The 13,449-nt window shown below is 57.6% G+C and carries 12 protein-coding genes, 1 tRNA gene and 2 rRNA genes (1 of these 15 cut by a window edge); 10 read left to right on the forward strand and 5 right to left on the reverse strand.

Annotation, left to right across the window (positions count from 1 at the left end; genetic code table 11):
• The 3 genes from P2W41_RS04785 to P2W41_RS04795 all read left to right on the forward strand — a co-directional run.
• A 23S ribosomal RNA gene (locus tag P2W41_RS04785) occupies window positions 1-746 on the forward strand (it extends 2,128 nt beyond the left edge of the window).
• 277 nt (window positions 747-1,023) lie between these two features.
• A 5S ribosomal RNA gene (rrf, locus tag P2W41_RS04790) occupies window positions 1,024-1,138 on the forward strand.
• Between the two features lie 103 nt (window positions 1,139-1,241).
• Window positions 1,242-1,318, forward strand: a tRNA-Met gene (locus P2W41_RS04795).
• A gap of 86 nt (window positions 1,319-1,404) precedes the next feature.
• On the opposite strand, the gene P2W41_RS04800 is transcribed toward P2W41_RS04795, so the two are convergent.
• Window positions 1,405-2,211: an enoyl-CoA hydratase/isomerase family protein gene (locus P2W41_RS04800; protein WP_292897383.1), complete on the reverse strand. Its 807-nt coding sequence runs from the start codon at window positions 2,209-2,211 to the stop codon at window positions 1,405-1,407.
• An 83-nt stretch (window positions 2,212-2,294) separates the two neighbouring features.
• Here P2W41_RS04800 and P2W41_RS04805 point away from each other — a divergent pair, with 83 nt between their 5' ends.
• Both P2W41_RS04805 and P2W41_RS04810 read left to right on the forward strand, forming a co-directional pair.
• Window positions 2,295-3,479, forward strand: coding sequence for a CaiB/BaiF CoA transferase family protein (locus tag P2W41_RS04805; RefSeq protein WP_404934441.1), 1,185 nt, complete (start codon window positions 2,295-2,297; stop codon window positions 3,477-3,479).
• 9 nt (window positions 3,480-3,488) lie between these two features.
• Window positions 3,489-4,856 (forward strand): aspartate aminotransferase family protein, encoded by a 1,368-nt coding sequence (locus P2W41_RS04810; protein ID WP_404934442.1) that lies wholly within the window; start codon window positions 3,489-3,491, stop codon window positions 4,854-4,856.
• A 79-nt stretch (window positions 4,857-4,935) separates the two neighbouring features.
• Here the strand turns inward: P2W41_RS04810 and lhgO are convergent, their stop codons facing one another.
• From lhgO to P2W41_RS04830, 4 genes are read right to left on the reverse strand one after another with little or no spacing between them, the layout of a single operon-like run.
• Entirely contained in the window at window positions 4,936-6,126 is a 1,191-nt protein-coding gene (lhgO, locus tag P2W41_RS04815; RefSeq protein WP_404934443.1) for an L-2-hydroxyglutarate oxidase, read from the reverse strand.
• A gap of 26 nt (window positions 6,127-6,152) precedes the next feature.
• Window positions 6,153-7,430 (reverse strand): TRAP transporter large permease, encoded by a 1,278-nt coding sequence (locus tag P2W41_RS04820; RefSeq protein ID WP_292897375.1) that lies wholly within the window; start codon window positions 7,428-7,430, stop codon window positions 6,153-6,155.
• Window positions 7,420-7,896 carry a TRAP transporter small permease gene (locus P2W41_RS04825; RefSeq protein ID WP_292897373.1) on the reverse strand — a complete coding sequence of 159 codons (477 nt, stop codon included), beginning with the start codon at window positions 7,894-7,896 and terminating at the stop codon, window positions 7,420-7,422. Before P2W41_RS04825 ends, P2W41_RS04820 begins: the two co-directional genes overlap by 11 nt.
• Before the next feature lie 35 nt (window positions 7,897-7,931).
• Entirely contained in the window at window positions 7,932-8,408 is a 477-nt protein-coding gene (locus tag P2W41_RS04830; protein WP_404934444.1) for a thioesterase family protein, read from the reverse strand.
• Window positions 8,409-8,603: 195 nt separating this feature from the next.
• Between P2W41_RS04830 and P2W41_RS04835 the strand changes: the two genes are divergently transcribed.
• The 5 genes from P2W41_RS04835 (at window position 8,604) to P2W41_RS04855 (ending at window position 13,446) form a co-directional block, all read left to right on the forward strand.
• Complete coding sequence (locus tag P2W41_RS04835) at window positions 8,604-9,590, forward strand: TRAP transporter substrate-binding protein (RefSeq protein ID WP_292897369.1); 987 nt, start codon at window positions 8,604-8,606, stop codon at window positions 9,588-9,590.
• Window positions 9,591-9,659: 69 nt separating this feature from the next.
• Complete coding sequence (locus P2W41_RS04840) at window positions 9,660-10,637, forward strand: aminopeptidase (protein WP_404934445.1); 978 nt, start codon at window positions 9,660-9,662, stop codon at window positions 10,635-10,637.
• A gap of 131 nt (window positions 10,638-10,768) precedes the next feature.
• The gene (locus P2W41_RS04845) at window positions 10,769-11,746 is read left to right on the forward strand and encodes an aminopeptidase (RefSeq protein ID WP_404934446.1); all 978 of its coding nucleotides are present in this window, start codon (window positions 10,769-10,771) and stop codon (window positions 11,744-11,746) included.
• Between the two features lie 63 nt (window positions 11,747-11,809).
• Window positions 11,810-12,895 (forward strand): tripartite tricarboxylate transporter substrate binding protein, encoded by a 1,086-nt coding sequence (locus P2W41_RS04850; RefSeq protein ID WP_292897363.1) that lies wholly within the window; start codon window positions 11,810-11,812, stop codon window positions 12,893-12,895.
• Between the two features lie 53 nt (window positions 12,896-12,948).
• Window positions 12,949-13,446 carry a tripartite tricarboxylate transporter TctB family protein gene (locus P2W41_RS04855; protein WP_292897361.1) on the forward strand — a complete coding sequence of 166 codons (498 nt, stop codon included), beginning with the start codon at window positions 12,949-12,951 and terminating at the stop codon, window positions 13,444-13,446.
• The last annotated feature ends 3 nt before the right edge of the window (window positions 13,447-13,449 follow it).

The raw sequence follows: 13,449 nt of genomic DNA on the forward strand, positions 1-13,449 counted from the left end.
GCGCCAGCTCGCGTGGAGCCATCCTTGAAATACCACCCTTATCTATATGGATGTCTAACCGCGGTCCGTTATCCGGATCCGGGACAGTGTATGGTGGGTAGTTTGACTGGGGCGGTCGCCTCCTAAAGAGTAACGGAGGCGCGCGATGGTGGGCTCAGAACGGTCGGAAATCGTTCGCTGAGTGCAATGGCATAAGCCTGCCTGACTGCGAGACTGACAAGTCGAGCAGAGACGAAAGTCGGTCATAGTGATCCGGTGGTCCCGCGTGGAAGGGCCATCGCTCAACGGATAAAAGGTACGCCGGGGATAACAGGCTGATGACCCCCAAGAGTCCATATCGACGGGGTTGTTTGGCACCTCGATGTCGACTCATCGCATCCTGGGGCTGGAGCAGGTCCCAAGGGTATGGCTGTTCGCCATTTAAAGCGGTACGTGAGTTGGGTTCAGAACGTCGTGAGACAGTTCGGTCCCTATCTGCCGTGGGTGTAGGAATATTGACAGGATCTGTCCCTAGTACGAGAGGACCGGGATGGACGTATCTCTGGTGGACCTGTTGTGGCGCCAGCCGCATAGCAGGGTAGCTATATACGGAACGGATAACCGCTGAAGGCATCTAAGCGGGAAACCGACCTGAAAACGAGTATTCCCTGAGAGTCGTGGGAGACCACCACGTTGATAGGCCGGGTGTGGAAGTGCGGCAACGCATGGAGCTTACCGGTACTAATAACTCGATCGGCTTGAATCATTCTCATTGCTTATGCTCATCTGGGCTTATGCTCATCTTGAGCGCTCACGCGGGTTTGCCTTGCAAACCGCTGCGCGTGCGCGGCGCATGAGCGCCGACGGCCAGTCGGCCTTGCAGGCTTTGCCTGTATTCTGGCCTTGTGGGCTTCGCCCGAAGGCGAGCAATCAATGACCGGAAGGTCAACCAGCGAACAGTGAGGCTTGAGGCGCATTCTCTATTCGCCATTCGCTACTCACTATTCGCTTTTACCAGCTTCTCGATTACATGCGTTTCGCCGACCTGGTGGTTATGGCGGGGCGGCTGCACCCGTTCCCATTCCGAACACGGCCGTGAAACGCCCCAGCGCCGATGGTACTTCGTCTTAAGACGCGGGAGAGTAGGTCGCTGCCAGGTCTGCTAAACGCATGGAAAGCTTCTCAAAACAAACACAAAACTCCAAAAGGCCGCAAAAGCGGCCTTTTGCCATGAAAACTGGCAAAAAACGCAAATAAATTGACGCGGGGTGGAGCAGCCCGGTAGCTCGTCAGGCTCATAACCTGAAGGTCGCAGGTTCAAATCCTGCCCCCGCAACCAAATATACAAAACCCCGCCAACCCCACGGTTCGCGGGGTTCTTTTGGCCCGCAAAACCACCCAGCCGCAAGGTCAGTAGCAACAGAATCAGCATCCTTTGAATCGTGCCGGTCTACGCTCCCTGAACGCGGCTTGGCCCTCCCGATAATCTTCGCTGTCGAAGGCGTGAGCGATCAAACTCTCCATTTCGTCGGCGCGATCAGCGATGCTACCATCGGCGATCGCATTTAGGATCGTCTTGTTTCCAGCAAGAGACAGCGGAGCGGTCTGCGCCATGCTGGAGGCAAGAAGCAGTGCATGCTCAAGGGGATTGTCGCGACACTTGTAGTCCACGAGACTGAGGCCCTCAGCCTCCTCGAGGGAGAAGAGCTGCGCACTCATGAGAATCTGCTTCGCGCGGGTCGTTCCGACGCGTTCTGTCAGAAGCCGGGAATCGAGCACACTGTAGACAAGGCCTAATCTCCCCGCAGGAATGCCCATTCTCGATGTTTCGTCTGCCACCCGAAAATCGCAGGCAAGGGCAAGGCTCAATCCCCCACCCACTGCCACGCCCGAAACCGCCGCAAACACTGGACGCGGGCAGTCGCGAATAGCGAGCGTGGTTTCATCATTGATGCGGTCGTATTCCAACCCCTGTTCAGCCGTGGCGCGGACCCGGGGAAATTCCGAAATATCTGCACCGGCGCTGAAGTGGCCGCCGGCCCCCGTCAGAACAACCGCGAGGATATTGGCATCCGTGGCCGCCTGACGAAACACGTTACCCAGTTCCTGCCACATGGCCAGCGACAACGCGTTTCTCTTTTTGGGCCGATCGATCGTCACGATCAGCACGCCGTTTTCGTCACATGTCGAAAGGATGTGGCCGGTCGTCGGGGAGGGCGCGGCATCGCTCATGAATCGATCCTTTTAATCTCTGCGCGTGATTGACGTTATCCGAACTTTCAGTCAGAAAGAACACAGTATACAAAACACGAAGCATGGAGAACAGCAAGATGCAGGCGCTTGAAGGGCTGAAAGTTCTGGAACTGGCGAGCTTCATTGCGGGGCCGTATTGCGCGATGATGCTTGCCGACCAAGGGGCAGACGTGATCAAGATCGAGCGTCCCGGTGTCGGAGACGAAAACCGTACTGAACCGCCTTTCGTTGAGGGTGAAAGCGCGCCGTTCATGCTATGGAACCGCAACAAACGATCCTTGACGCTGAACCTGAAGGATCCGGAAGATAAGAACGCCTTCCTGCGGCTTGTGGATGAAGCTGATGTCCTGGTCGAGAACTACCGTACTGGGGCGATGGAACGCCTTGGACTTGGCTATGACGAGCTTTCACAGCGCAATCCCGGACTCATCTACGCTTCGATATCCGGGTATGGCCGCACCGGTGAATACGCGACCAAGGGCGGCTTCGATCTTGTCCTCCAGGGTTTTACGGGACTGATGCATCTTACAGGTCCGATCGACCAGGGGCCGCACCGCATGCCGATTCCCGTATGTGACATCACGGCCGGCCTGCACCTGACCATTGGCATTCTCACCGCCCTTCAGGCCCGCAATGCCACGGGGCAGGGACAGCGCGTTGAAGCTTCACTGTTCGACGCAGGGCTTTCCTTGCAGCTTTACGAGGCTGCAGGTGTGTTCGCCACCGGCGAAGCACCTGAAAAGCTTGGTCAGAAACATCGCGGCGTGGCGCCGTACCAGGTATTTTCTACCAGTACGGATCACATTACAGTCGGAGTTGCCCAGCAAAATTTCTGGCTCGCGCTGTGCAAGCTCATTGGCCGCGCGGATCTTGTTGAAGACAAGCGCTTCATCAGCAATGCCGATCGCGTTGCCAATATCGATGAGCTTGTGCCGCTTGTCGAAGAGCAGCTTTTGCAAAAGCCCGCAGACTACTGGCTGACCGCACTGGAAGATGCTGGCATTCCCTCCGGAATTATTCAAAGCACCGACCGTGCCCTGGCTCATCCCCATGCCGTTTTCCGCGAGATGGTCGTGCCTGTGCATCATCCCAAGGCGGGTGCGCACAAGACGCTCGGCATTCCCATCAAGCTCTCGCACACTCCAGGCTCGGTGCGCAGCCACGCGCCTCTGCTCGGCGAACACAATGACCAGATTGACGAGATCTGGGCGCAGGCTCCGCTCAAAAAAGCCGCCGGCAAACGGTAGGAGGTACGGATGCTACAGCCAAATTCAAACCATGCGCGGGATGTGGCATACATGCTGCATCCCTACACTAACGCCCAGGCCCATTGCGAGGCTGGACCGCTGATCATAAAGCGCGGTGAAGGCGTGAATGTTTTCGACGATCAGGGGAAAAGCTATATTGAGGCAATGGCTGGCCTGTGGAGCGTAGCCGTCGGTTTCGGAGAAGAGCGGCTTGTCGAAGCGGCAACCGCACAGTTGAAAGAGCTGCCCTACTACCACACCTTTTCCCACAAATCGAACGAGCCTGCGATCAATCTAGCCGAGCGTCTGGTGCAAATGACACCGGATCGCCTTTCGAAGGTGTTCTTCACCAATTCCGGCTCGGAAGCCAACGACACGGTCATCAAGCTCCTCTGGTACTACAACAACGCAATAGGCAAGCCACAGCGTAAAAAATTCATTGCCAGGAAGCGGGGCTATCACGGTATCACCATCGGGGCGGGCAGCCTTACGGGACTACCGGTCAATCAGGCATGTTTCGACCTGCCGCTGCCCGGTTTCCTCCACACGACCTGTCCGCACTACTACCGCGAAGGAAAACCTGGCGAGAGCGAGAGCGATTTCGTGCTGCGGCTCGAGCATGAACTTGAAGCCCTGATCGCCAGCGAAGGCGCTGACACCATTGCCGGCTTTATTGGTGAACCATTGATGGCTGCCGGCGGCGTCGTTCCACCGCCCTTCGGATATTGGGCGATGGTGCAGAAAGTGTGCCGCAATCATGGCATCATGCTCATCGCCGATGAGGTTATCACCGGATTCGGTCGCCTTGGCACCATGTTTGGCTCCAATTTCTATGATATCGACCCGGACGTAATGGTTCTGTCGAAGCAGCTGACATCGTCCTATCAACCGCTGGCTGCCGTATTGATCAGCAACGAGCTATTTGCACCAATCGCTACACAAACGGCGGAGATCGGGGTGCTTGGTCACGGGTTTACCGGCAGTGGACATCCTGTGGCCACCGCCGTTGCACTGGAGAACCTCAAGATCATCGAAGAGCGGTCTCTGGTAGAAAACTGCGCTGCACTCGCCCCAAGACTGCAGGAAGGCCTGCGCGTTTTTGCAGACGATCCGCTGGTCGGTGAAGTGCGTGGTGAAGGTCTGATCGCCGCAGTCGAGCTCGTGGCCGACAAGGAGGCCCGGGCGCCATTCGATCCGGCGGGACAGGCGGGCAGGATTCTCAACCAGCATGCCCACGACAATGGCCTTATCATACGTGCGATCGGAGATACCATCGCCTTCTGCCCGCCGCTCATTGCCACCCAGGGCGACATTGACGCGATACTTGAGCGCTTCGGCAAATCTCTCGATCAAACGAGGGAAGACCTGGGTCGCTGAATGAAAGCCTGACTCAAGCAAAGAGGTCGCCCTGTAGCGTGCAGGGCGACCTCGTTTGTATCTGCAGGCTCAACCTGCGCTATTTTAGCAGGCGTTCTACGATATAGGCACCGATGGGGATTGAAGATGTCGCAGCAGGTGAGGGCGCATTGCATACGTGCAGACTGTGCCGGGTCTCCACGAAATGAAAATCGTCCATCAGTTTGCCATCGCGTGAGATCGCCTGCGCACGGATGCCGGAGCGGTAGGGCGCAAGATTCTCCAGCCTGATGGTGCTGCAGTATTTCTGAACCTTTTTCAGATAGCGCGACCGCATAAGGGAGGCGGACAGCTCGTCCACTGCGGGCCCCGCATTGCGCGCGATCACGCGCCAGAAGCCTGGATAGGTGAGGCTGTCAGCCAAATCGCGCAGATTGAGCGACAGCCTGCCGTAACCTTCACGAGCAAACGCCAGCACTGCATTCGGGCCCACGGTAAAGCCGCCATCCATCTTCTTGGTCAGATGCACACCGAGAAATGGGCGTTCTGGGTCGGGGACCGGGTAGATGAGGTGCTGCACGAGGTCGTCTGGCTGGTTCACGATGCGATAATACTCACCGCGGAAGGGGACGATACGAAAATCCACATCTGCGCCGAATGCCTGCGCCATCCGATCTGCCATAAGTCCGGCACAGAAAACCGCCTTGCCGGCCTCGATTGTACCCTCGGAGGTCTCGAGCCGAATGCCTGACGGTTTTTCCGAACCACACGTGACCTTGCAGCCGTGCTTGAGGGTGCCGCCAGCCTCGAGGAAACGCTTGGCCATGTCTCGTGAGATTGCCGCAAAGTCCACGATGCCTGTCGATGGTGAGAGCAAGGCTGCTTCGACCGAAATATTCGGTTCCAGCATACGCGCCTCTGCGCCCGAAAGGCGCTCGATTTCAATGCCGTTGGCGGTGGCACGACGGTGCAGGTTGCCCAATCGCTCGGTTTCCGCATCGTCAACAGCAACGATGAGCTTGCCGCAGATCTGGTAGCGGATGCCGTGCTCGTCGCAATAGGCGACCACAGCTTTCCTCCCCTCGCTGCAAAACTGGGCTTTCAGGCTGCCTGGCGTGTAATATACTCCAGCGTGAATAACGCCGGAGTTGCGGCCCGACTGGTGCAGGGCCACAGCCTCTTCCTTCTCGAAGAGCACGACGCTCGCCTGCGGGTGGAGCGCCTGCAGACGGCGAGCTGTCGCAAGCCCGACAATGCCTCCGCCGATAATTGCGAAATCGTAGCTTGTCATTTCGTCCCTCTCATATGGCGGTGGTTCTAGCGCATCAGAAGCTGTGGCAGCCATGTCGTCAGCGGCGGCACCATTGCAATGATGAAGGCGCAGGCGATCAGCGCTGCGAAATAGGGCAGGATGGCTCGCGTATATTCCGTGATGCTGATGCGGGCAATCGAGTTCACGATGAACATGCATAGCCCGACCGGTGGTGTGATCAGCCCCAGCATGGTGGTGAAGACGACCATGACGCCAAGATGAACCGGGTCCATCATCAGTTGCGGCCCGAGCGACACGAGGATGGGAACGATCAGGACAATCAGGACGACCGTCTCGATAAACAGTCCCAGAATGAGGAGCAGGACCACAACCAGCATGCGCAGGACGGCCGGGTCCGATGACATGGAAAGCAGCGTGTCTGCCAGCATCTGCCCGATTCCCTCGCGCACGAGTATCCAACCGAAGATGTTGGAGACAGAAATGACAAACATGATGATGCCTGTAAGTTTGCCTGCCTGCAGAAGAATGACGGGCAACTGCTTTGGCCGAATGGTCCTGAAGATGACAAGCTCGAGAACGAGTGCATAGACGACCGCCACGCTGGCCGCTTCAACGGGCGTGAAAATACCCCCGATGATGCCAACGATGATGATGAGCGGAAGCATCAGGTCCAGCGCACTTGCCTTCAGAGCTGAGAGGAAGTCGCCAAAATCAAAGCCGACGCGAGTACGATAGTTCTCTCGCCGGGAGATGAAATAGACGGTGCCAATCAGCACTGCTGCCATCAGCATTCCCGGAATGATCGCAGCCACGAAAAGCTGCCCGATAGATACCTGCGCAATCGAACCGTAGATCACGAAAGGTACGCTTGGGGGAAAAATCGGGCCGATGACGGACGACGCGGAGGTGATCGCCGCGCTCATGGAACGTGGATAGCCCGATTTTGTCATCGCGGGAATCATGGTTGCGCCCTGTCCGGCGGCATCCGCCGTTGCTGAGCCCGACATGCCAGCCATCAGAAGGCTGCTCAGCACATTCACCTGGGCCATGCCGCCACGTACATGTCCGATCATGGCATCTGAAAGCCGCAGGAGCCTTTGCATGATCCCACCGGAATTCATGATCGTTCCCGCGAGCATGAAGAGCGGGGCCGCCAGAAGGGGGAAGGAATCGGCACCTGACACCATGCGCTGACCGATAACCATCAGCGGCATGCTCGAGCCTATGATGTAGACTGCGGATATGGCCGCGATTGCAAATGCGATCGGCACACCTGCAAGCGCAAGCAGGAAAAAGCCGGCAAGGATCCATTCAATCGGCATCACGGGCACCTTTGAAAAGGGAAGCGATGTCGCGCCCGAATTGTGCAATCGATACAAGAAGCATGAGAGCCGCGCCGACCGGCAGAGCGCCGTAGATGTAGCGCATGCTTATGCCGAGCGCGGGCGACTTCTGTGCGCCGAGCTGAGCCATCTTGAAGCCCGCGATGAAGATCACGCCGAGTACGAGCAGGATGATTGCGTGATTGATGATGTCGAGCAGGACACGCCAGCGCCCCTTGAGCAGATTTGGCGCCCACTCGACCGCGATATGCTCGCGCGCGATATGGCTGGCAACCGCACCAAGAAAGGTGAGCCAGATAAGCAGGAAGCGGGCCAGTTCTTCTGTCCAGAAAGGTGGCGCCTGCAACGCATAGCGCATGACCACCTGGAGAAAGACACTCGCAGCCATGCCTGCCAGCGCCAGGCAGATGGCGGTGGTGATAAGAAGGTTGGCGAATTTTGCCATGATACCCCCCTTGGTTTCATGAGATGCGGACATGCTCAGCCTGCCTTCCTGGATACAGGCAGGGTGAGCGCGCCAAATGCGTCATTCTCGCTGCACACATGCTGGAAGTTGTTCGCGATGCCCTGCGGCCACGGATGAACCCGGCGCTCGGAAAGGTCGACGTGGAGGGAAATCTGCTCGAACTGCGCTGCCAGCGCGTCATCCTTGGCCCTGTACATCTGGTGGCCGTAGAGAATGCGTTTATCGTCGAAAGCGAGAAGGGTGCTCTCAACGCGCACTGCCTGACCTTCATGAACTTCGGAGAAATAGCGGCTGTGTGATTCCACCGCGAAGGTGCTGCTGCCACATTCGGCCAGATAAGCGGGCCCGAGTCCAAGCCGTTCGAGGAAATGGTCCGTCGCTTGATCAAAAATCAATGCGTAATAGGCGACGTTCAAATGGCCGTTATGGTCGGTCCATGCGGGCCGAATTTCGGTGCAGTAGTCACAGTTTAGTTGCTGGCTTCCGCGCATGGTTCCCCGTTCCCCTCTGCTGTCGTTATTCATAGAACATAACGTCGATTATAGACTGAATACAATATCCATGTTAAATCATCGGGCGTAAAGCAAGCCTGATGGCGCGCCCGTTACGGGCATGCCATCAAGAAAAACAAGCATGAGGGGAATGTGATGAATGGGAGTTCACACCGGCTATGTGCAGCCAGTATCTTGCGAGGAAGCCTCCTGGCCCTTGCCGTGGCAATGGGCGGCTCGCTCACTGAGAGCGCTCAAGCACAAGGCGTAACCGCCAGCCTCAACCATCAGATGACAGGCACGATTGTCGATGAAGCAGTGCAGCGCATGTCCGCATCGCTGACTGAAGAGAGCGGTGGCGATATCAAGATTAATGTCTTTTCGCGCGGTGAAATGGGCGGCGAACGTGACATGTTCGACCTGATGCAGAGCGGCGCGATCGAAATGGGCGTCACCGGCTCTGTCATTGTATCGGCCATTGCACCGGAATACGGTCCGCTCGACGCACCTTACCTGTTCTCCTCGCCGGAGCACCTGCACAAGGTGATGAATGGCGAAGTCGGTGCCGAGCTTCGCGACGCAATTCTGGAGCGCAAGGGCATCCGCATCATCGGTCGCATGGACCGTGCTCCGCGCCACGTTACAACCAGCGGCAAGGCAGTGCGCAAGCCTGAAGACCTTCAAGGCATCAAGATTCGCATGCGAGAGATCCCGGTGCAGGTTCAGGCGTTCCGCCTGCTTGGCGCTAGCCCTGTCCCTATGGCTTTCGGAGAGGTGTACACTGCACTTCAGACCGGCGTCATCGATGCGCAGGAAAACCCGCTAGACATCATCATGGGCACCAGCCTGAACGAAGTCCAGGACACGATCATCCTCACAGGTCATGTGCGCGAAGTTCAGTGGCTCGTGGTTTCGGAGCTGTGGTGGAGTAACCTCTCGGAAGAGGTTCGCGCCAAAATCCAGTCTGCAGCGGACCAGGCAATGCAGTGGGGGCAGGAGAAGGTCTATGCCGCAGACAGCAACTATCTCGAGCAGGCTCGCTCCTCTGGAATGACCATTGTTGAGCTCTCACCTGAGGAGCTTTCCGCATTCCAGGCTGCCGTCGCCGATCTGCCAAAGCAGTTTGAGGGTCAGTGGAAAAAAGGACTGTTTGAGCGCATCGCTGAGCAGGCGCCGAACTAGAACAGCCAAAAACCGGGCTGCGTACAAGCGTGCGCAGCCCATCATAACCATGTGGGGAAATAATCTCAGATGATGCGCAGTCTCTTGCCGTTGCTTCCCAATGCTCGGAAGGTCGTTCGTCTCCTCGGCGAGGCGACGCCGGATACCGAGATACTCATCCTGCACGATGCATACACCGGCCATAATGCCGAAGCGCTTGCCATAGCAGCTTCGGAAGTAGGGTGCTCTTTTACGACGATGCAGGTTTCCACGGGGCGTCACCATGGGGAGCAGCTTTCGAAGGTGGCGGCCGCGGCCATGCAATCCTGCGATCTGGTTATCGCGCCAATGCGTACCAATGTCGCGCATACCGAAGCCAGGCGCGAGGCGCAGCGTAATGGGGTCAAGGTTATCGTCCTCCCCGAGGCTGATGGGGCGGACTTTTTCCTGGCGCGCGGCTGGGACGCTGATTTCGTATCGCTTCGCCCCCGGATTGATGTGCTTGCCAGGGGGCTTGATCAGGCAAATACCGCTCGCGTCACCTCGAAGGCGGGAACTGATATCACGATGAGCATTGCCGGACGTCGAGGGCGCTCGCTAAACGGCTTTGCCAACACTATCGACATCTCGGCCGGCTACTGCCTGGAAGCCTCTATCGCTCCGGTTGAAGGAACTGCCAATGGCCGCATCGTGGTCAATGCGAGCATTCCAGGCGTCGCGCTCATCAGGGACCAACCGATCATCATTGAATATGAAAACGGTCTTGCCACGTCGATCGCCGGTGGCCCGGAAGCCGACGCCTTTCGCAAGCTGCTGGAAAGCTTCAACGATCCTAACGTGTATAATCTGGGTGAACTAGGCGTTGGGATGAATCCTGAATGCACGCTCGATGGCACAATGCTCAGCGATGAGAGCGTATGGGGCGGCTTCCAGCTCGCGCTTGGCACAAGCGCGCCCGGCGGCGAGTGTCGCGCTGCTGCACATTACGACACGGTCCTGACAGATGCGCGGCTCGAGCTTGACGGAGAGGTTGTGTTTGATGGGGAGCAACTTCTGCTGCCGCATTAAGGTCGGCCACCCACGGGGAAGCGTAGCTGAAGAAACTGTATACTATATCCAAAAATGGTGACATGCTTGCAATCATTTCCCCGCGAAGTGTCGGGGCAGGCAGGTCCGGAGCGACGAAAAGGGAGTACCTAATGCTCGAGAGAATGGAAATGATGAAGCCCGTTGGGCGGATTCTGGACCAATGCCTCAACCTCAGGGCAGGCGAACAATTTCTAGTCCTGGCTGATACCGAAAATCTGCGGATCGGCCGCATGTTCGCCCTGGCCGGACAGGAACGTGGTGCGGAGACGATATTCCTGACCTATTCCCCGCGCACGCGCCACGGCGACGAGCTTCCCCGCATCATTGCTGAAGCCATGAAAGCGGCTGATGTGATCGTTGCCCCGACAAAGTTTTCGGTAAACCATACGTCAGCGCGCAAGGCGGCAAGTGACGCCGGCGCGCGTCTGATCTTTTTTCCCGGATGCCAGGAGGAAATGTTCCTCGACGGTGCGCTAGACATTGACTTTGAGGAGCAGGCGAAGATCATCGCCAGGCTTTCGGAGATCCTCGAGAATGGTGAAAGCGTCCACGTCACCAGTCATGACGGGCGCACCGATCTAAAGATCGACATTCGCGGACGCCATGCCGTCCCGCAGAATGGCATTTGCCATGAACCGGGGACCATCTCGCCACCACCATGCATTGAAACCGCTGTTTCACCTGTCGAGTACACGACCGAGGGCGTTGCCATGATCGACGGTGCGTTGGCACCCGGTGGCGAGGTGCTGCACCCCTTCCAGATTCGCTTCGAGAAAGGACGCATCGTTGAAATCGACACTTCGGGTCCTGACGGGACCAAACTTGATCGTCTGCTGAAAAGCTATGATGACGACAACATCTACGCCCACGTGGAGCTTGGCTTCGGCCTCAACCCGAACGCCCGAATTGGCCGCGGAATCGAACTCGAAGACGAAGGGGAGTTCGGCACTATCCATCTTGGCATTGGTAACGGCATCACTTTTGGTAGCTCGATCCGTGCAAAGGGCCATCTGGATCTCGTGATCCGCCATCCGATCGTGACAATTGATGGAAAGACGGTGCTTAAGGACCGCGAACTCGATCTTTGAATTTCAACAACCGCCCGGGGAATAACAAAAACAAGCCCCGGGCTAACTCCAGAGGAAGAGAGCATGAAAGACCTTAGCAGAAGAACCCTCCTGAAAAGCCTCGGGTCAGGCGCGGCGCTAATGACCATCGCCCCAAAAGCTGTACACGCTGCCGAGTGGCCGGCTCGTCCGATTACAGTTGTTATTCAATATGGTGCAGGCGGCGGCACGGACACGATCATTCGCGCGCTTGTCCAGGCGTTGGAAAAATCCTTCGACGTGTCGCTGCGCGCCGTGAACCAGCCTGGTGCTGCAGGTTCGCTGGCTGCCGACGAAGTTGCAAAGCGCAGGCCCGATGGCTACTGGCTGCTCGGCAATGCAGACTACAACAAGATTTTCCGTGTCCTGGGGTACACCGAAACTGCGCCATGGCGGGAGTGGCAGTTTTTCAAGATCGGCCGTTCGTTGCCGGGTTGGGCGGTCAAGCCGGATTCGCCGTTCAAGACGCTAGCCGATGTGGTGAAGGCGGCGAAGGACAACCCTGGCTCCGTGCGGATCTCAAATGCAGGCGTTGGCACCGTTTGGCACGAGGCGACACTTGTCGCGCTCGAATATGCTACGGGCGCCAGGTTCACCCATATTCCATACAACGGTGGCGCGCCGGCGGCGCTGGCCGTACTTCAGGACGAGGCGGACGTCGTTGCAAGCGGTGTACAGGAGCAGGTCGAATATCTGCGCAGTGGCCAATTGCGGAACTTAGCGGTATTCCTGACCGAGCCGCTGGAAATCGAAGGCGTCGACGAGCCTCTGCAGCCAGTGACTGACGCCATCCCCAATGCAGCCGATATCGGTCTCATCCAGGGCGTGTATGCTCTGGCAGTGCGCCGTGATGCGCCAAAAGAGGTTCTCACAGCGTTGGAAGCGGCGGTAAAGGAAGCCGTTGCAGACGAGCGATTTGCGGAAGTCCTGGCCAACCGGGTCATGTTCCCCGAGTTCAAAAGTGGCGAGGAAGCGGACAGGGAAGCTGCACTTTTTGAGGCCGTCACGTCCTGGCTCTATTTCGAGAACGAGATGGAAGGCTTACAGAAAACGCCGGAAGAGCTGGGAATCCCTCGTCCGGAGGATTTCAGGGCATGGTGGCCACCGCAGGATTACAAGAGGGCGAAGTAAGCAGCCTGACGAAGTAAATCCGTTCTGCGAAACCCAGTCTTCCCGGAGCTTCCATGACAAGTTCACTGAAGTCCCGCCTGATCCCCGGAATGCTGACGGCTCTGATAGGCACAGGGCTTGTTTGGCAAGGCTTGCATATGCCGCATGAAAGAGGCTGGGCGACATCGCCCAGCCTTTTCCCCATCATTATCGGGAGCGTTCTGTTTCTGCTTGCGATTCTCCTGCAGTTGGAGCCGCTGCCCAGAGACAGGAAAGCACCCGACTCCTCCAGTGAAAAGGAAAGCGCGGCTGAACGTAGGAGACGGGTCGCGCTGACCACTGCGGTACCCGTCAGTCTTGCAGCATACATACTGCTTGTTCACCATATTGGCTTCGAGTTAGCCACCCTTGGCTATCTCGTGGCCGGGATGTGGGCACTAGGCGAGCGGTCCCTCGTTCGCATACTGGTCGCGTCACTCCTTTTCACGGCGATCATCGCATTCATGTTCACGCAGGTGCTGCAGACTTTGTTGCCCGGCGGAGCGGTTCTGCTCGACCGCTTCCTCAACTGATCG

The sequence above is a fragment of the Nitratireductor sp. L15S-10 genome (assembly GCF_045011005.1).
Taxonomy (GTDB): Bacteria; Pseudomonadota; Alphaproteobacteria; order Rhizobiales; family Rhizobiaceae; genus Nitratireductor.

What these genes read in the sequence shown, in the direction of transcription:
- P2W41_RS04800 (WP_292897383.1), bottom strand. Translation starts at nt 2,211, where the DNA reads ATGAGCGATGCCGCGCCCTCCCCGACGACCGGCCACATCCTTTCGACA.
- P2W41_RS04805 (WP_404934441.1), top strand. Translation starts at nt 2,295, where the DNA reads ATGGAGAACAGCAAGATGCAGGCGCTTGAAGGGCTGAAAGTTCTGGAA.
- P2W41_RS04810 (WP_404934442.1), top strand. Translation starts at nt 3,489, where the DNA reads ATGCTACAGCCAAATTCAAACCATGCGCGGGATGTGGCATACATGCTG.
- lhgO (WP_404934443.1), bottom strand. Translation starts at nt 6,126, where the DNA reads ATGACAAGCTACGATTTCGCAATTATCGGCGGAGGCATTGTCGGGCTT.
- P2W41_RS04820 (WP_292897375.1), bottom strand. Translation starts at nt 7,430, where the DNA reads ATGCCGATTGAATGGATCCTTGCCGGCTTTTTCCTGCTTGCGCTTGCA.
- P2W41_RS04825 (WP_292897373.1), bottom strand. Translation starts at nt 7,896, where the DNA reads ATGGCAAAATTCGCCAACCTTCTTATCACCACCGCCATCTGCCTGGCG.
- P2W41_RS04830 (WP_404934444.1), bottom strand. Translation starts at nt 8,408, where the DNA reads ATGCGCGGAAGCCAGCAACTAAACTGTGACTACTGCACCGAAATTCGG.
- P2W41_RS04840 (WP_404934445.1), top strand. Translation starts at nt 9,660, where the DNA reads ATGATGCGCAGTCTCTTGCCGTTGCTTCCCAATGCTCGGAAGGTCGTT.
- P2W41_RS04845 (WP_404934446.1), top strand. Translation starts at nt 10,769, where the DNA reads ATGCTCGAGAGAATGGAAATGATGAAGCCCGTTGGGCGGATTCTGGAC.
- P2W41_RS04850 (WP_292897363.1), top strand. Translation starts at nt 11,810, where the DNA reads ATGAAAGACCTTAGCAGAAGAACCCTCCTGAAAAGCCTCGGGTCAGGC.
- P2W41_RS04855 (WP_292897361.1), top strand. Translation starts at nt 12,949, where the DNA reads ATGACAAGTTCACTGAAGTCCCGCCTGATCCCCGGAATGCTGACGGCT.